Annotated in this window: 11 protein-coding genes; 4 read left to right on the top strand and 7 right to left on the bottom strand. The window is 77.6% G+C overall.

Features of this window, described 5'->3' with window-relative positions; genetic code table 11:
* Positions 1-3: 3 nt before the first annotated feature.
* From LQU92_RS00745 to leuS, 4 genes are all read right to left on the bottom strand, one after another.
* Positions 4-2,661: a ComEC/Rec2 family competence protein gene (locus tag LQU92_RS00745; RefSeq protein ID WP_308071561.1), complete on the bottom strand. Its 2,658-nt coding sequence runs from the start codon at positions 2,659-2,661 to the stop codon at positions 4-6.
* Positions 2,658-3,458, bottom strand: coding sequence for a ComEA family DNA-binding protein (locus LQU92_RS00740; protein ID WP_230659808.1), 801 nt, complete (start codon positions 3,456-3,458; stop codon positions 2,658-2,660). The genes LQU92_RS00745 and LQU92_RS00740 overlap by 4 nt, the downstream gene beginning before the upstream one ends.
* Before the next feature lie 195 nt (positions 3,459-3,653).
* Positions 3,654-4,598, bottom strand: coding sequence for a DegV family protein (locus LQU92_RS00735; protein WP_230659803.1), 945 nt, complete (start codon positions 4,596-4,598; stop codon positions 3,654-3,656).
* Positions 4,599-4,608: 10 nt separating this feature from the next.
* Positions 4,609-7,101, bottom strand: coding sequence for a leucine--tRNA ligase (gene leuS, locus LQU92_RS00730; protein ID WP_230659800.1), 2,493 nt, complete (start codon positions 7,099-7,101; stop codon positions 4,609-4,611).
* Between the two features lie 209 nt (positions 7,102-7,310).
* Between leuS and LQU92_RS00725 the strand changes: the two genes are divergently transcribed.
* The 4 genes from LQU92_RS00725 (at position 7,311) to betT (ending at position 13,052) form a co-directional block, all read left to right on the top strand.
* On the top strand, positions 7,311-8,210 hold the full coding sequence (locus LQU92_RS00725) for an alpha/beta fold hydrolase (RefSeq protein ID WP_230659797.1): 900 nt from the start codon (positions 7,311-7,313) through the stop codon (positions 8,208-8,210).
* Positions 8,207-9,325 carry a glycosyltransferase gene (locus LQU92_RS00720; protein ID WP_230659794.1) on the top strand — a complete coding sequence of 373 codons (1,119 nt, stop codon included), beginning with the start codon at positions 8,207-8,209 and terminating at the stop codon, positions 9,323-9,325. The genes LQU92_RS00725 and LQU92_RS00720 overlap by 4 nt, the downstream gene beginning before the upstream one ends.
* A gap of 80 nt (positions 9,326-9,405) precedes the next feature.
* Positions 9,406-10,677 carry an FAD-dependent oxidoreductase gene (locus LQU92_RS00715; protein WP_230659791.1) on the top strand — a complete coding sequence of 424 codons (1,272 nt, stop codon included), beginning with the start codon at positions 9,406-9,408 and terminating at the stop codon, positions 10,675-10,677.
* A 119-nt stretch (positions 10,678-10,796) separates the two neighbouring features.
* Positions 10,797-13,052: a choline BCCT transporter BetT gene (gene betT / locus LQU92_RS00710; protein WP_230659787.1), complete on the top strand. Its 2,256-nt coding sequence runs from the start codon at positions 10,797-10,799 to the stop codon at positions 13,050-13,052.
* 27 nt (positions 13,053-13,079) lie between these two features.
* Here betT and LQU92_RS00705 read toward each other — a convergent pair whose 3' ends face one another.
* The 3 genes from LQU92_RS00705 to metK all read right to left on the bottom strand — a co-directional run bounded on the left by LQU92_RS00705 (position 13,080) and on the right by metK (position 17,962).
* The gene (locus LQU92_RS00705) at positions 13,080-14,561 is read right to left on the bottom strand and encodes a glutamate--cysteine ligase (protein WP_230659784.1); all 1,482 of its coding nucleotides are present in this window, start codon (positions 14,559-14,561) and stop codon (positions 13,080-13,082) included.
* Between the two features lie 93 nt (positions 14,562-14,654).
* Positions 14,655-16,754, bottom strand: coding sequence for a primosomal protein N' (locus tag LQU92_RS00700; RefSeq protein ID WP_230659781.1), 2,100 nt, complete (start codon positions 16,752-16,754; stop codon positions 14,655-14,657).
* Positions 16,755-16,756: 2 nt separating this feature from the next.
* The gene (metK, locus tag LQU92_RS00695) at positions 16,757-17,962 is read right to left on the bottom strand and encodes a methionine adenosyltransferase (RefSeq protein ID WP_230659778.1); all 1,206 of its coding nucleotides are present in this window, start codon (positions 17,960-17,962) and stop codon (positions 16,757-16,759) included.
* Between the last annotated feature and the right edge of the window lie 6 nt (positions 17,963-17,968).

Raw genomic sequence — 17,968 nt, 5'->3', positions numbered from 1 at the left:
GCCCTACCCGTCCGCGGGCACGGCGCGCAGGCGGGGGCCCTCCCGCAGGATCCACACGGGCCCGTGCCGGTCGGTGCGCACCAGGGGCACGCCGAGGCGCTCGAGGTGGCCGAGCACGGCGGGGTGCGGGTGGCCGTAGGGGTTGTCCGCCCCCACGGAGGCCACGGCCAGGCGCGGGCGGGAGGCGTCGATGATCGCGGTGCCCCCGTTGCGGGCCCCGTGGTGGGAGAGCTTCAGGACGTCGACGTCGACGGCCCCCGGGGCGCGGCGCAGCAGGGCGCGGGCGCCCTCCTCCTGCAGGTCCCCGGCGAGCAGCCACGAGGAGCCGGTGCCGCCGGGGCCCGTGAGCTCGGCGCGCAGGACGAGGGAGGCGTTGTTCTCCTGGGCGGAGTCCGGCGCCGTCCCGGCCCCGGGGCGCCGCGGCGGGTCGGGGGCGAGGACGGTCAGGCGCAGCGGGCCCAGGTCCCGGACCGTGCCGGGGGCGGGGGTGGCCGCCGGGACCGCGGGCAGGGCCGCGGCGAGCTCCGGCGGCGGGACGGCGGCCGCGGTGGAGTACCACACGGCGGTCACCGCGGGTCCCCGGGCCAGGGCGGGCAGCCCGCCGGTGTGGTCGGCGTGGGCGTGGCTGAGGACCACGAGGTCGAGGCGGTCGATCCCCGCCCGGCGCAGGCAGCGCTCCAGTGCCCGCGGGTCGGGGCCGGTGTCGACGAGCACGGCCCGGGCCGGGCCGGTGCGCAGCAGCAGGGCGTCGCCCTGCCCGACGTCGCACACCAGCGCCTCCCACGCGGGCGGGGGGCGCCGCTCGAGCTGGTCCGCGCGCAGGGCGGCCGCGGCGACCAGGGCCACGAGCAGCGCGGCCGCGGCGGCGCGCCGGCGGCGGGTGCGGTCCCGGGCCCGCCAGTGCTCCTCGGGGCGGGACGGCGGGGCCGGTCCCCCGCGCAGCCGCCCGGCGGTCGGGCGCGGGCGGCGCCTGCGGAGGTCCAGGGCGTGCACCGCGAGCAGCACCGCCGCGCTGAGCCCGGCCATCAGCACGGCCCCGCCCGCCCCGGTGGGCCACGGCGCGAGGGCGCCCGGGGCGGCGGCGAGGCCGCGGGCGGTGCCGGCGACGAGGCGGGCGGCGAGCCCGCCGGCGGTCAGGGGCACGTGCGCCGCGGTCTCCCCCGCCCCCTCGGGCAGGGCCAGCAGCGCCAGCCCGAGCAGCCCGCAGACGGTGACCAGGGGGACCACCGGGGCGCTCAGGACGTTGGCCGGCAGGGCGTAGACCGGCACGGCCGGCTGCAGGAGCACCAGCACGGGCGCGCACCACAGCTGCGCGACGGCCGGGACGGCCACGGCGGTGCCGAGCAGCTCCGGCACCCGGGTCCCGAGCAAGCGCGTCAGCGGGCGGGCGGAGACCACGATCCCCGCGGTCGCGAGCACGGAGAGCACGAACCCGTACTCGGCGGCCAGTCCCGGGCGCACCACGAGCAGGACGGTCACGGCCGCGCCGAGGGTGGCCAGCGACACGGCCGGGCGGCCGGTGAGCAGCGCCAGGGCGGCCAGCCCGCCCATGGTGGCCGCCCGCAGGACGGAGGGGTCGGGGCCCACGAGGACGACGAAGCAGCCCACCGCGCCCAGCCCGGCCAGCAGGCAGGTCCGGCGCCCGGCGCCCAGGGCCAGCGCGCCTCGGCCGGCGAGGACGGCCACGAGGGCGCAGTTGGCCCCGGAGACGGCGGTGAGGTGGGTCAGGCCGGTGTCGCGCATGGCCTGCTCGAGGGCGGGATCGAGCCCGGCGCGCTCGCCGAAGGTCATGCCCGGCAGCAGCCCGGCGGCGTCGGGACCCAGCCGGTCGGTGCGCTCGGTGAAGCGGGCGCGCAGCCGCTCGCGCGCTCCGGGCTCCGGGCCGGGCACCACGGTCGGGGCCGCCGCGGCGCGCAGCACCGGGGCGGTGCCCGCGGTCCCGGGGCGGGCGGCCAGCACCGCCGTGAGCCGCTGCCCGGGCCGCAGGTCCGCCCAGGCGGGGCCCTGCGCGAAGACGGTCGCGGTCGTGCCGGCACGGGCCCGGCGGGCGTCGTGGACGACCTCCTCGAGGGCGAGCTCGACGACGACCCCGCTGCGCTCCTCCCCCGCGTCCCACGGGGCGCGCCCGGCCGGCTCCCCGTCGGACGGAGCGGCACCCGGACCGGCCGGCGCGGTGCCCGGCGCCGCCGGCGCGGCGGTCCACGGCCGCGGGGCCTCGAGCACCCGGGCGGTCACGGCCAGCGTCCCGCCCTCCGCCAGGGCGTCCCCGAGGGGCCCGCCGGTGGTGGCCCGGCCGTCGGCGACGGCGCCGAGCAGCACCGCCGCGGCCGCGAGCGCGGCCAGGGCCAGCGCGGACCAGGCGGGCCCCGTCCGGGTGGCGGGGCGGGGCGGGACGGTGCGGGGGGTGCCCCGCAGCCGGGCGAGGGCGCGGGCGGCCAGGGGCGGTGCGGCCGCGGAGACGGCGGCGAGCAGGGCGAGGCAGGCGGCGGCGCCGGCGGCCGCGGGGAGCGGTCCGGGCCCGGTCGTGGCGAGCAGGGCGGTGACCCAGGAGGTGAGGGCCGCGGGCAGCAGGCGCAGGTCCCAGGTGCGGCCCGGGGCGCGGGCGTCGCGGTGCTCCTGGTGCTCGAGCGCGCGGGCCCACCGGCGGGCCGGTCCGCTCACACGGTCACCAGCGGGGTGAGGGCGGCCATGAGGGCGGGGCCGATGCCCTCGACGGCGTCGAGGTCGGCGACGGCGCCGAAGCCGCCGTGGGCGTCGCGGAAGGCGACGATGCGCTCGGCCAGGACGGGCCCGACCCGCGGCAGCTGCTCGAGCTCGGCGGCCGTGGCGGTGTTGAGGTCCAGGGGCGCGGGCGCGGTGTCCTCCTCCGCGCCGGCGGGTGCGGCCGGGCCGGGGGCACCGGGGGCCGGGGCGGGCGGGTCCCCGGGGCCGGGCACGAGCACCTGCTGGCCGTCGGTGACGGGGGCGGCGAGGTTGATCCCGGCGGTGCGCGCCTGCGCGGTGAGCCCGCCGGCGGACTCGACGGCGTCCACGACGCGCGCCCCGGGGGCCAGGCGCACCACCCCGGGGCGGTGGACCTGCCCGGTCACGTGCACGAGCAGGGCCCCGTTCCCGGCCGTGGGGCCGGGGGACGGGGTGGACGGGCCCGGAGCGGGGGCGGGGGCGCTGCCCCGCGACGGCGGCGGGGACGCCGGGCCGGTCGCGGGTGCGGTGACGGGTGCGGCCGGCAGCTCCGCCAGCACGTCCCCGCCCTCCGGTGCGGAGGGCCCGAGCACGGTCCAGGCCAGGGCGGCGAGCCCGCCGGCGGCCAGCAGCAGCAGGGAGCGGGGCACCCGGGTCCGGGCGGCGGTCTCCCAGCGGTGGGCGGGCCCGGGCGGGGCCTGGGACGGGTCGTCGGCCGGGTGCTCGGCCGGCTCCCCGGGCGGGTCCCCCGGGGCCGGGGAGGAGGGTGTGCGCATGGGCCCACTCCACCGTCCCCGGCACGGCGCCGGCAGGTGCGGGCCCCGCCCTGGGGACGGGCGGGCGGGGCCGGACCCCGTGGGGAGCGGCGGTGCCCGGTCCCCACGGGCGCACGGTGCGGCGGGTCCCGGTCCTCGGAGGGCGCGGTGCGCGCAGGAGCACGGCCTCCCGAAGGGTCCCGGCCGTGCGGGGGCTCAGTCCCCGCCCGGTGCGGTCCCCGGGGGCACCGGGTGCAGCACGGGGCGGGCGGAGGGGCCCTCGACCACGGCGGCGCGCGCGCCCAGGCCCACGTGGGCGGCGAGCACCGGCGGCAGGGGGCACACGAGCAGCCGCGCGTCCGGGCGGTGGGCCTCCACGAGCTGCTCGCCCAGCTCGCGGGCGCCGTCCTCGTCGCCCAGGTGGTGGAGCACCAGCACGGGGTCCTCGTGCTCGGCGGTGGCCAGGGCCTCCCCCACCAGGGCCGCGAACCGGGCGCGGGCCCGCGCGGCGGTGCGCGGCTTCTCCACCGCCACCAGCCGCCCCCCGTCGATCGACAGCAGCGGCCGGATCGGGAGCACCTGGCTGAGCACGGCCGCCGAGGGCGCCAGCCGCCCGCCCCGGCGCAGGGGCTCCAGGGAGGGCACCCACAGCAGCAGGGTGTTGTCGCGGCTGCCCTCCCGGGCGGCCGCGGCGACCTCCTCCAGCCCCGCCCCGGCGCCGGCGGCGGTCCAGGCCCGCTGCACCCCGAAGCCCTGGGCCATCGCGGCGGTGCGGGAGTCCACGACCGTCACGGGCACGTCCACGGCCCGGCGGCCGATCCGGGCGGAGCCGGTGGTCCCGGACAGCTCCGCCGACAGGTGCACGGAGACGATGCCCTCGTAGCCGGCGGCCTCCAGGCGCCGGTAGACCCGCCGGAACTGCCCCGGGGACGGCCGCGAGGTCGTCACGGGCCGTCCCTCCGCGAGCGCCAGCAGCAGCGCGCGCGGCACCTCGTCGTCGCCGGCCCCGGGGGCGCGCTCCGGGGCGGGGAAGATCTGCCCGCCGATCATCACGGGCATCCCGACCACGGCCAGCCCGCCGGTGCCGGCGGCGGCCGCCGCCCAGGCCGGGGGCAGGGCGGCGGCGTCGTCGGTGACGACCGCGATCCGGCGCGCGCTCACGGGGGCGGGCTCAGACGACGATGTTGACGAGCTTGGGGGCGCGCACGATCACCTTGCGGATCTCGGCGCCGTCCAGCTGCCGGCGCACGACCTCGGAGGCCAGGGCCAGCTCGCGCAGCTCGTCCTCGCCGATGCCGGCCGGGACCTCGAGCCGGTCGCGGACCTTGCCGCGGACCTGGACCACGGCGGTGACGGTGTCCTCGACGAGCAGCGCGGGGTCGACCTGCGGCCAGCCGGCGACGACGACGGAGCCCTCGTGGCCCAGGGCGTGCCACATGTCCTCGGCGGTGTAGGGGGCGACCAGCGACAGCAGCACCGCCACGGCCTCCACGCCCTCGCGCACGGCCGGGTCGGCGGGGCCGCACCCGGAGTCGACGGCCTTGCGCAGGACGTTGACGAGCTCCATGGTCTTGGCGACGACCACGTTGAACTTCCCGGCGTCCAGCAGGTGGGCGGCGTCGTCGACGGCGCGGTGGGCGGCCCGGCGCACGGTGGCGTCCCCGCCGGCGGGGTCGGTGCCGGGGGCGGAGGCGACGTCCTGGGCCAGGCGCCAGGCGCGGGCCAGGAACTTCTGCGCCCCGGACGGGGAGACGTCGGCCCAGTCCACGTCGTCCTCCGGCGGGGAGGCGAAGACCATGGTCAGGCGCACGGCGTCGACGCCGTACGCGTCGAGCTGCTCGCCGAGGTCCACGCCGTTGCCCAGCGACTTCGACATCGCCCGCCCGCCGTTGAGCACCTGGCCCTGGTTCAGCAGCGCCTTGAACGGCTCGGTGAAGTCCACCAGGCCCATGTCGTGGAGGACCTTGGTGAAGAACCGGGAGTAGAGCAGGTGCAGGATCGCGTGCTCGACCCCGCCCACGTACTGGTCCACGGGCAGCCACCGGCGGGTCTGCTCGGGGTCGAACGCGGCGGTCTCGTCGTTCGGGGAGGCGAAGCGCAGGTAGTACCAGGAGGAGTCCACGAAGGTGTCCATGGTGTCGGTGTCCCGCCGGGCGGGGCCCCCGCAGGCGGGGCAGGCGACGTTGACCCAGGACTCGGCCGCCGCGAGCGGGGACCGGCCCTTGGGCGCGAGCTGCTCCCCCCGCAGGTCCTCGGGCAGGCGCACGGGCAGCTGGTCCTCCGGCACGGGCACCTCGCCGCAGTCCGGGCAGTGCACGATCGGGATGGGCGCGCCCCAGAAGCGCTGGCGGGAGAGCAGCCAGTCGCGCAGCCGGTAGTTGACCTGCCGCTGCCCGGTGCCGGCGGCCTCCACGAGGCCGATCGCGGTCTCGATCGCCTCGGCCTTGCCCAGCCCGTCCAGGGCCCCGGAGTTGATCAGGGTGCCCTCGCCGGTGGTGGCGACCCCGGTCACGGCCGGGTCCTCCTCCCCGGTGTCCAGGACCGCGCGCACGGGCAGGCCGAAGGTGCGGGCGAAGTCGAGGTCGCGCTGGTCGTGGGCGGGCACGGCCATGATCGCCCCGGTGCCGTAGTCGGCCAGGACGTAGTCGGCGGCCCACACCGGCAGCTTCTCCCCGGTGAGGGGGTTGACGGCGTGGCGGCCCAGGAACACCCCGGTCTTGACCCGGTCGGTGGCCTGGCGCTCGATGTCCGACAGCGCCTTGACCTGCTCGCGGTAGGCGGCCAGCTCCGCGGCGTGCTCGGGGGCCACCAGCTCCTCGGCGAGGTCGGCGTCGGCGGCCACGACGAAGAACGTGGCGCCGTGGAGGGTGTCGGGGCGGGTGGTGAACACGGTCACGTCCCGGTCGCCGCCGTCGGCCCCGGCGCCCTCGACCGCGAAGTGCACGTGGGCGCCCTCGGAGCGCCCGATCCAGTTGCGCTGCATCGCCAGGACCCGCTCGGGCCAGTGCCCCTCCAGCTGGGCCATGTCCTCGAGCAGCCGGTCGGCGTAGTCGGTGATCTTGAAGTACCACTGGTTCAGGGCCTTCTTCGTCACCGGCGTCCCGCACCGCTCGCAGGCCCCGTCGACGACCTGCTCGTTGGCCAGCACCGTCTGGTCCTGGGGGCACCAGTTGACCGGGGAGTTCTTCCGGTAGGCCAGGCCGCGGTCGAAGAACTGCAGGAACAGCCACTGGGTCCACCGGTAGTACTCGGGGTCGGAGGTGTGGATCTCCCGGGACCAGTCGGCGCTGATCGCGTAGCGCTGGAACGAGGCCTTCTGCGTCTCGATGTTCGCGTAGGTCCACTCGGCGGGGTGGGCGTCGCGCTTGATCGCGGCGTTCTCGGCCGGCAGCCCGAAGGAGTCCCACCCGATCGGGTGCAGCACGTCGTAGCCGCGCTGGCGCCAGTAGCGGGCGACGACGTCGCCCATCGCGAAGGCCTCCGCGTGGCCCATGTGCAGGTCCCCGGAGGGGTAGGGGAACATGTCCAGCACGTAGCGGCGCTCGCGGGAGCCGTCGTCGAGCGGCTCGAAGACCCGCTGCTCGGCCCAGAACGCGGGCCACCGCTGCTCGATGGCCCGGAAGTCGTAGCCGGTGGTCTCGGTCGGGTGCGGGTGTTCGGTCACGGTCCTCGCCTTCGCGCTCGGGGGACCGGCCCGGCCCGGGTCGCGGGCCGCCCGGTCGCGTGGGCGGCGCCCGGGCCGGACGGGACGGCCCGGGCGCGCGCCGACGGTGTCAACGGTGGTGGAATCCGTCCCATCCTAGCCCAGCGCCCCGCCCGCGGTCCCCGGCCCGGGGCCCGCGGGCGGGGCGGGCAGCCGCTACCATCGGGGGCGTGCCGACCTCCGCCCCGCCCACCGCCCGGGCCCGCGAGCTCGTCCTCGACGGGCGCCGCGTGCGCTACTGGTGCCACGGCCCCGACGACGACGCCCTGCCCCCGCTGCTGCTCGTGCACGGCTTCCGCGGGGACCACCACGGCCTGGAGCTGCTCGCCCGCCGGCTGGGCCCGCGCCGGCGGGTCGTGGTCCCCGATCTGCCCGGCTTCGGCCGCAGCGAGCCCCTGCCCCGCCGCCCGCACGACGTCCCCGCCTACACCGCCTTCCTGCACCGCTTCCTGGCCGCCCTGCCCGGGGGCCGGCCGGCGGCCGCGGTGCTCGGGCACTCCTTCGGGTCCGTGCTCGCCGCCCACCTGGCCGCCGAGCACCCGGCGGACCTGGAGCGGCTCGTGCTGGTCAACCCCATCTGCGAGCCCGCCCTGGAGGGCCCCCGGGCGGTGCTGAGCCGCCTGACGGCCGCCTACTACCGGCTGGGCCGGGCCCTGCCCGAGCCGCTCGGCCGGGCCCTGCTGTCCGGGCGGGCGGTCACCGACGCGATGAGCGCGCTGATGACCGTCTCCCCCGACCCCGCGGTGCGCCGCTGGGTGCGCGAGCAGCACCGCACCCACTTCTCCTCCTTCGCCGACCGCGACGTCGTCCTCGAGGCCTACACGGCCTCCACGACCGGCACGGTCGCCCAGGTCGCCGAGCGCCTCACCGTGCCCGTGCTGCTGGTGGCCGGGGCCGAGGACGAACTGGGCTCCGTGGCCGCCCAGCGGCGGATGGCCGCCCGGATCCCGCGGGCGCGGCTGACGGTGCTCGCCGACGTGGGGCACCTGATCCACTACGAGGCCCCGGAGGTCACCGCCGCCCTGGTCCGGGACTTCCTGGGCCCGGCCGGGGCCGGGGGGCGCCCGTGAGGCTGCTGCTCGACGCCCGCTACACCCGCCCCGAGGGCCACGACGGGATCAGCCGCTACGGGGCGAGCCTGATCGGCGCCGTCGCGGCCCTGGCGGCGACGGACCCGGGGCTCGACCCGGCCGTGCTCGTCAGCGACCGGCGCCAGCTGGCCGCGCTGCCGGAGCTGCCGCACGTGCTGGGCCCCTCGCCCGTCTCGGCCGCCGAGGCCGCCACCGGCCTGCTGCTGCGCCGGGTGCGGCCCGACGTCGTGTTCTCCCCGATGCAGACCATGGGCTCGGCCGGGCGCCGGCACGGGCTGGTGCTGACCCTGCACGATCTCATCTACTACGACCACCCCGAGCCCCCCGCCGACCTGCCCCCGGCGGTGCGGGTCCTGTGGCGGGCCTACCACCGGGCGTGGTGGCCCCAGCGGCTGCTGCTGGACCGCGCCGACGCGGTCGTGACCGTCTCGCACACCACCCGGGAGCTGATCGCCGCCCACCGGCTGACCCGCCGGCCCGTGCACGTGGTGCCCAACGCCCCCCAGCCCGGCAGCGTGGTCGACGACGCCACCGCCCTGGCCCGCCTGCCCCGCCGGGAGCCCGTGCTGCTCTACATGGGCTCGTTCCTGCCCTACAAGAACGTCGAGACCCTGCTGCGCGCCGCCGCCCGGCTGCCCGATCACGAGCTGCACCTGCTCTCCCGCGTCTCCCCCGCCCGGCGGGCCGAGCTCGAGGCGCGCACCCCGCCCGGGGCCCGGGTCGTGTTCCACGACGGGGTGGGCGAGGACGAGTACCGGGACCTGCTCGCCCGGGCGGCCGCGCTGCTGACCGCCTCCCGCGCCGAGGGCTACGGCCTGCCCGTGGTCGAGGCCCTGGCCGCGGGCACCCCCGTGGTGTGCAGCGACCTGCCCATCTTCCGCGAGGTCGCCGGGGACGGGGCCGCCTTCGCCCGGGCCGACGACGACGCCGGGTTCGCCGCCGCCGTGCACGCCCTACAGGACCCCGCCCGGGCCCGCGCCCAGGTGCTGGCGGGCCTGGCCCGCGCCCGGGCCTACTCCTGGGAGGGATCGGCCCGGCGGCTGCTGGACGTCGCCCGCGGGGTCCACGCCCGCCGCACGGCCCCCCGCCCGTGACCCGGGGCCGGGCCCGGCGCTAGCCTGGTCGCACCCCGCCCGCGCACCCGCCGCGGCGGGTGCGCCCGGGAGGAGGACCCGTGCACGTCGTGGTCTGCGGCGCCGGCATCGCCGGCCTGACCCTCGCCCTGCAGCTGCACCGGCAGGGCACGGACGTCACCGTCGTCGAGGCCGCCCCCGGCCCCCGCACCGAGGGCTGGATGCTCGACTTCTTCGGCCCCGGCCACGCCGCCGCCGCCCGGATGGGGCTGCTGCCCCGGCTGCAGGAGCTCAGCCGGCCCGTGGAGGAGCTCGTCTGGGCCGGCGCCCGCGGGCGCCCGCGCGCCCGCGTCCCCTGGGCGCGCTTCGCCGCCGCCCTCGACGGGCAGCTGCTGAGCCTGCTGCGCCCCGACCTCGAGCGCGCCCTGCGCGAGCAGGTGGCCGGGCGGGTCACGGTCCGCCACGGCCGGCGGGTCGTGGGCTTCGCCGACGGCCCCGGCCCGCTGCGGGTGCACCTGGACGACGGCACCGCCCTGGAGGCCGACCTGCTCGTGGGCGCCGACGGGCTGCGCTCCCGGGTGCGCACGGCCGCCTTCGGCCCGGTCCCGCTGCGGCTGCTCGGGATGCACACCGCGGCCTTCGCCGTCGAGGACGCCGCCCTGCACGCCGCCCTCGGCCGGCGGCTGTGGCTGACCGACACGCTCGACCGGATGCTGGGCCTCTACGCCCTCGAGGGGGCGCGGGTCGCCGTGTTCACCGTCCACCGCACCCCCGCCCCCGCGCCGCCGGCCGACGCCCGTGCGCAGCTGCGGGCGGTCTTCGCCGGGCTGGGCGGGCTCGTGCCCGCGGTCCTCGCGCGCTGCCCGCCGCCGGAGCGGATCTACTGCGACGTCGTCGCCCAGGTGGAGCCCCCGCGGTGGAGCACCGGGCGGGTCGTGCTCGCCGGCGACGCCTGCCACGCCGTGTCCCTCGTGGCCGGCCAGGGTGCGTCCCTGGCGGTGGCCGGCGCCGCCGAGCTCGCCCGGCAGCTGGGCACGGCCCCCGACCTGCCCACGGCCCTCGCCGGCTACGAGCGCACCTGGCGGCCCGTGGCCGCCGCGCGCCAGCGGGCGGGCAGGGACGGGCTCGAGTGGTTCCTGCCCTCCCGCCGCACCACCCTGTGGGCCCGGCGGGCCGGGCTGCGCCTGCTCGCGGTGCCCGGCGCGGAGCGGCTGCTGCTGCGGGGGCTGCTGGGCGGACCCGACCCGCCGGGCGGGGCCCTCCCCGGAGGCCGGCGGACCGGACCTGACCGCGGCCGGGGCCGCGGGGCGGAGCCGGCGCTCGAGGCACCGGTGGGCAGGCTCCCCCGGGGCCGCGGCCGGCACACGGCGTAGACTGGGCCGGTTGGTCGCGCCCCGGCACCCCCGGCAGCGGCAGCCCTTCCCCTCATGATCCGGGCCAGCACGGCGCCGGCGCGCGGCCCGGCCCCTGTCCCCGAGCGAAGGACCCCTGCGTGAGCACGGAAGACGACGACCAGCGCCCCCACGGCGAGACCTCCCCGGCCCTGGTGGCCCGCGAGCGCTTCGGCGCGGCGGTCCGCCGCCGCCCGCGCGTGCCGGACGACGAGCTCCCGCCGATCTCCAGCACCGAGCTGAGCAAGGGTCCGGCCGAGCTGGCCGAGGACCGGGGTCCCCGGGTCAACTGGCGGGTGTTCGTCGCCTCCTCCCTGATCATCCTCGCGTTCTCGCTGTGGGCCATGGCGGCCCCGGCGTCGGCGGCGGCCACCATGCAGTCCGTGGTCTCCTGGATCGCCACCAACCTCGGCTGGTTCTACGTCCTGACCGTGACGCTGGTGATCCTCTTCGTGCTGTGGGTGGCGCTGTCCAAGGAGGGCGGCGTCCGGCTGGGCCCGGACCACTCCCGCCCGCAGTACAAGCTGTTCACGTGGGTCTCGATGCTCTTCGCCGCCGGGGTGGGCATCGACATGCTCTTCTACTCCGTGACCGGGCCCATTTCCCAGTACGCCGCCCCGCCCACCGGGCAGCCCCGCTCGGCGGAGGCCGCGCAGGACGCCGTGGTGTGGACGATGTTCCACTACGGGATCGCGGGGTGGTCCATGTACGCCCTGCTGGGCATGGCCATGGGCTACTTCGCCTACCGGTGGGGCATGCCGCTGTCGATCCGCGCGGCCCTCTACCCCCTGCTGGGCAAGCGGGTGCGCGGGCTCACCGGGGACCTCATCGACGTCTTCGCCCTGGTCGGCACGGTCTTCGGCGTGGCGACGTCGATGGGCATCGGCGTGGTGCTGCTCAACGTCGGCTTCGCCTGGCTCTTCGGGCTCCCGGAGGGGCTGGCCCTGCAGATCGCGCTCGTGGCCGTGGCCGTCGTGATGACCGTGGCCGCCTGCACCTCCGGGGTCGACCGGGGCATCCGGCTGGTCTCGGAGCTCAACCTGTGGAGCGCCGCGGCGATGCTGCTCTACATCCTGCTCACCGGGCAGACCGCTTTCCTGCTCAACGCCATGGTCGAGAACATCGGGCGGTTCGTCTTCACGCTGCCCGAGCGCACCTTCCGCACCTTCGCCTACACCGAGGGCGGGGCCGACTGGATGGCCGGGTGGACCCTGTTCTTCTGGGCGTTCTGGCTGGCCTGGGGCCCGTTCGTGGGACTGTTCCTGGCCCGCATCTCCCGCGGCCGCACCCTGCGCGAGTTCGTGGTCGCGGCGATCACCGCGCCCGTGCTGTGCGACTTCTTCGTCGTCACCGTCTTCGGCAACTCCGCGATGCACGAGGTCCTCGGCGGCAACGAAGAGTTCGCTCGGCTGGCCGTGGACAGCCCGGAGCAGGGCTGGTACGCGCTGCTGGAGATGTTCCCCGGGGCGGCGTTCCTGATCGGCCTGGCGACCCTCTCCGGGCTTCTGTTCTACCTCACCAGCGCCAACTCAGGGGCGATGGTGATGTCCAACTTCTCCTCGTTCATCCCCGACCCCGCCCAGGACGGCGCCAAATGGCTGCGCGTGTTCTGGGCGCTGCTCACGGCCGTGCTCACCGTCGCCATGCTCGTGGCCGGCGGGGTGACGACCATGGAGTACGCGACGCTGATCTTCGCCCTGCCGGTGACGGTCATCGCCTACCTGGTGATGGCCTCGTTCTCGAAGGTGCTGCGGATGGAGCGCGCCGAGCGCGAGGGCCGGGTCCTGCGCCGGCGCTTCGACGCTGCCCACGGCGGGCAGGTGCCGGAGAAGACCTGGCGCCAGCGCCTGGCCCGGCTGCGCTCCTACCCCTCGCAGCGGGCCGTGGCCCAGTTCGCGGAGCGGGTCGTCGCCCCGGCTCTGGGCGAGGTCGCCGCCGAGTTCGAGGCGCTGGGACACCGGGCGCAGCTGCGCACCACGCCCAACCCCGGGACGGGCGTCGACGAGCACGCCCTGGTGGTGAACATGGACGACCACCGGGACTTCCACTACCAGGTGGCCGCGGTCCGCGCGCCCGTGCCGATGCTCGGCGCCCGGCCGATGTCGCGGGAGACCGACGTCTACTACCGGCTCGAGGTGTTCACCCAGACCGGCAGCGAGGGCTACGACCTCATGGGCCTGACCCGCCAGCAGGTCATCAACGACGTCCTGGACCGCTACGAAGCGCACCTGTCCTTCCTGCGGTACTCCACCGAGCACGCCTACGCCTCCGTGCTCACCCCCGCCCGGCCCCCCGCCACGGGCGCGGGGCCCGCGGTGCCGGAGCGGGCCGAGGACGTGGAGCCCCTCGAGCCGTGAGCCGGCCGCGCCCGGCCGGCGCCCCCGTCAGGGCACCGGCCAGGTGTGCACCGGGGCGTTGCCGTCCATGTGCCCGGCGTAGGCGGCGAGCATCCGGCGCAGAGCGGTGGGCCGGTCGGCGCCGTGGCGCTCGAAGTGCGCCACGGCCCGGGTCTGCCACACGGCCCCGTTGACCCCGGACACGCACCGGCCCTCGATGATCCCCAGGTAGCGCTCGACCACCTCCGGGGCGACCCCCCAGTCCCGCAGCCCCTCGCGGGCCAGGGGCAGCAGGTGGCGCAGCACGAGCTCGTCGGCGCCGACCTCACCGAAGCCGGGCCAGTAGAGCCGGGCGTCGAGGCCGTCCCGGGCCGCCCGGTCGAAGTTCTCGGCGCAGGCCGCGAAGCTCATCCGCGTCCACACGGGCCGCTCCTGGCGGGCGAGCACCCGCCCGGCCCCGTAGTAGAACGCGGCGTTGGCCAGCACGTCGGCGATCGTCGGGCCCGCCGGCAGCACCCGGTTCTCCACCCGCAGGTGCGGGCGCCCGGCCACGACGTCGTAGACGGGGCGGTTCCACCGGTAGACGGTGCCGTTGTGCAGTCGCAGCTCGGACAGCTCCGGGGCCAAGCCCGCCCGCAGCACCGCCGCGGGCTCCTCGTCGGAGCACTCGGCCAGCAGCGCGGGGAAGTAGCGCACGTTCTCCTCGAACAGGTCGAAGATCGAGGTGATCCACCGCTCCCCGAAGAACACCCGCGGGCGCACCCCCTGGTTGCGCAGCTCCACCGGGCGGGTGTCCGTGGCCTGGGTGAACAGCGCGATGCGGGTCTCGGCGTGCAGCCGCCGCCCGAAGAAGTACGGGCTGTTGGCGCCCAGGGCCAGCTGCGGGGCGGCCAGCGCCTGCGCGGCGTTCCAGTGCGCGGCGAACTCGCCCGGGGCGACCTGCAGGTGCAGCTGCACGGAGGTGCACGCCGACTCCGGGGCGATGGAGTCGCTCCACGTCGAGACCCGCTCCCCCGTGGGCCCCTCGATCTCCAGGCGGATGTCCTCGCCGCGGGCCACGAAGATCGAGTCGTTGAGCGCGGTGTAGCGGTTGTTGTCGCTGATCCACGGCCGCCGGTAGTGCTCCGGGCGCAGGGTGGGCAGGATCCCGATGGCCACGATCCGGGCCCCCGTGCGCCGGGCCTTCGCGTCGGCGGCGTTGAGCGAGGCCCGCAGGTCCTCCTCCAGCTCCAGGGCCGCCCGCCCGGGCAGGGGCCGCGGGGCCACGTTGAGCTCGATGTTGTACTGCGCGAGCTCCGTCTGGTACTCCGGGTCGGCGATCTCCGCCAGGACCTCGGCGTTGCGGAACGCCGGTTCGAGGTCCTCGTCCACCAGGTTCAGCTCGATCTCCAGGCCCGTCAGGGGCCGGTCGAACTCGAACGCGGTCCCGCCCAGCATCCGCTCGAACACGTCCAGGTCCTCCCGGACCTTCTCCCGGTAGCGCCGGCGCTGCTCGCGCGTGTAGCTGCGGGAGCCGACCTCGTCGCCCACGACCGCCTCCGATCCCCGGGCGCGCCCGCGCCCCGTGGACACCAACCAACCACACCGGGGCCCGCGCGCCAACACCCGCCCCGGCGGGGCGCCTCAGAGCAGGTCGGTGACGTCGCAGCGCACCTGCACCGGGGGGTGCTTGCGCAGCGCGGAGGCCTTCGCGCGCGCCGCCCGCAGCCGGCGGGTGACCTCCGCGGCGGGCCCGTAGCCGAAGAACAGCAGCGCCCGGTGCGGGGCGTCCTCCCCCGGCGGGGCGTCCTCCAGCGGTGTGGGTCCCACCACGCGCACGGTGCCCGGCAGCTCGAGGTCGGCCAGGAACGCCGCGACCGCGGCCGCCGGGCCGGTCACCGCCGCCGAGCGCACCGCCGGGGGCAGGCCCAGGGCGTGGCGCTCGGCCAGCTCCCGCTCCGCGTGCCCGGACGGGTCCCAGCGCACGAGCGCCCCGACCACGCCCTCGTGCCCGGCGGTGACGACGACGACGCCGCCGTCGCGGGCCCGGCGCACCAGGGCCGCCGCGTTGTACCACCGGCGCAGCACCTGCTCCGCGGCCCGCAGCGCCGGGCGCATCAGCATCCGGTCCCCGTCCAGCAGCAGCGCGGCCGCGTAGCCGCCCTCGGCCACCGGCTCCGCCCCGGGGGTGGCGACCACCAGGGCCGGCGCCGAGCCCACCGCCGCGCGCACCGTCTCCCCCGAGGAGGCGATCACGGGGACCTTCGGGAAGGCCCGGCCCAGCTCCTCCGCGGTGCGCAGCGCCCCGGCCGCGACCAGCCGCATCCGGGTCCCCCCGCAGGCCGCGCACGCCCACCGGTGGGCCGAGCGCCCGCACCACCCGCAGCGCGGGACCCCGCGGGCGGAGGGCACCCCGAGCGGGCCCTCGCAGGCGGTGCACCGGGCGGGCTCCCGGCAGCGCTCGCAGGCCAGGTGCGGGGCGTAGCCGGCGCGGGCGACCTGCACGAGCACCGGGCCGTGCTCGAGGGCGGCCCGGGCGGCGCGGAAGGCGGCCTCGGGCAGCCGGGCCCGGGCCGCGAGCGGGTCGCGGGCGCTGTGCCAGGAGTCGGCGGTGGCCACGACCCGGGGCATGAAGGCGCGCAGCACGTCCCGCCGCGGGGCCACCCGCCGGGCCCAGCCGGTGGCCACGAGCCGCTGCGCCTCGGGGCTGACGGCGTGGCCGGCCAGCAGCGCGGCGCAGCCCGTGGCCCCGGCGCGCAGCAGCAGCACGTCGCGCACGTGCTGGTAGGGGGCCCGCTGCTCGACGAGGTTCTCGTCGCCGTCGTCCCAGCAGCACACCAGCCCCAGCTCGTCCACGGGCGCGTAGGCGGCCGAGCGCGTGCCCAGCACCACGCGCACCTGCCCGGTGGCCGCGGCCAGGAACGCCCGGTAGCGGGGGGTGGGCCCGTCCTCGGCCTGCAGCCGCACGAGGTGCTCGGCGCCGATCTCGTCGGCCACGGCGTGCTCGAGACGGGCCAGGGCCTTCTGGTCCGGGACCACCGCCACCGCCCCGCGCCCGGCGCGCCAGGCCGCCCCGACCGCGGCGGCGAGCACGTCCGTCCAGTCGTGGGCCGGGTGGGCGGGCAGCACCTCGGCCACGGCGCGCGGGGAGCCGCCGGCGGCGAGCTCGGCCAGGAAGGCGGGCCCGCCCTCGTAGTCGGCCCACGCGGCGTCGTGGGAGGGGCCGGGGGCCTGCGGGGACAGCCCGGTGGAGCGCTCGGGGGCCTCGGCCAGGCGCTGCTCGACCTCCTTCTCCACGCGCGCCACGCGGGGCGGCACGGCCAGGCGCACGACGTCGGCCGCGCTGCCGGCGCTGCGGGCCGCGACGTCCTCGGCGAGGCGGGCCACGGCCGGGGCCAGGACGGGCAGCGGGGACAGGACCCGGCGCAGCGGCTGCAGCCGCCCGCGCACCTCGGTCGCCGCGGTGCGCTCGAGCACGAAGCCGGTGAGCTCCTGGCCGCCGAAGCCGACCTTCACCCGGGCGCCGGGCACCGCGGTCGCGGCCATCTCGGCGGGCACGGCGTAGTCGAAGGCCCGGTCCAGGTGCGGGACGTGGGTGTCCAGCAGCACCCGGGCCACGGGGTCGCGCTCGGCGGTGCGCGGGGCGCCCACGCCCTCGGCCCCGGGCCGGGCCGGCGGGAAGCCCGCGAGGAGGGACAGCTGCCGCGGGGCCTGCGCGGCGGCCGGGTGCTCCTCGCCGGGCACGCTCAGGCCCCGGCGGCCGACCGCAGCTCCTCCACGCGGTCGGTGCGCTCCCAGGTGAACCCCGCCTCGGCGCGGCCGAAGTGGCCGTGGGCGGCCGTGCGGGCGTAGATCGGGCGCTTGAGGTCGAGGTCCTCGATGATCGCCAGCGGCCGCAGGTCGAAGACCTCGCGCACGGCCCGCTCGATGCGCACCGGGTCCACGTGGGCGGTGCCGAAGGTCTCGACGTAGAGGCCCACGGGCGCGGCGCGCCCGATGGCGTAGGCGACCTGGATCTCGGCGCGGTCGGCCAGGCCGGCGGCCACGACGTTCTTGGCCACCCAGCGCATCGCGTAGGCGGCGGAGCGGTCGACCTTGGAGGGGTCCTTGCCGGAGAAGGCGCCGCCGCCGTGGCGGGCCATCCCGCCGTAGGTGTCGACGATGATCTTGCGCCCGGTCAGCCCGGCGTCGCCCACGGGACCCCCGCGCACGAAGTTGCCGGCGGGGTTGGTGATGATCTCGGTGGCCGACAGGTCCAGGCCGGTCTCGGCCAGGACGGGGTCGATCACGGAGGCGCGCAGGTCCGAGGCGAGCTGGTCCAGGTCGTAGCCCTCGGCGTGCTGGGCGGAGACGACCACGGTGTCCACGCTCACGGGCCGGTCGCCGTCGTAGCCGAGGGTGACCTGGGTCTTGCCGTCGGGGCGCAGCCCGGGCAGCACGGCGGTCTTGCGCACGCGGGTGAGCTGCTCGGAGAGGCGGTGGGCGATCCAGATGGGGGCGGGCATGTACGCCTGCGTCTCGTTGGAGGCGTAGCCGAACATGATGCCCTGGTCCCCGGCGCCCTGGGCGTCGCGGGGGTCGGCGGCGCGTCCCTCGCGCACCTCGAGGGACCGGAAGACGCCCTCGTAGATCTCCGGGGACTGCTCGCCCACGCTGATGGACACCCCGCAGAACTCGCCGTCGAAGCCGTGCACCGAGGAGTTGTAGCCGATGTCGAGCAGCGTCTTGCGCACCACGGAGGGGATCTCCACGTAGCCGCGGGTCTTGACCTCCCCGGCGACGTGCACCAGCCCGGTGGTCACCATCGTCTCGACGGCCACCGAGGACTCCGGGTCCTGGCGCAGCAGCTCGTCCAGGATGGAGTCGCTGATCTGGTCGCAGATCTTGTCGGGGTGGCCCTCCGTGACGGACTCGGAGGTGAACAGTCTCAGGTGCTGGGTCGTCTCGCTCACGGGAGT

The sequence above is a fragment of the Kocuria sp. LUK genome (genome assembly GCF_021012935.1).
Taxonomy (GTDB): domain Bacteria; phylum Actinomycetota; class Actinomycetes; order Actinomycetales; family Micrococcaceae; genus Kocuria; species Kocuria flava.
Note: the sequence above shows the minus strand (reverse complement) of the source record. Positions and strands in the feature narration are given on the sequence as shown.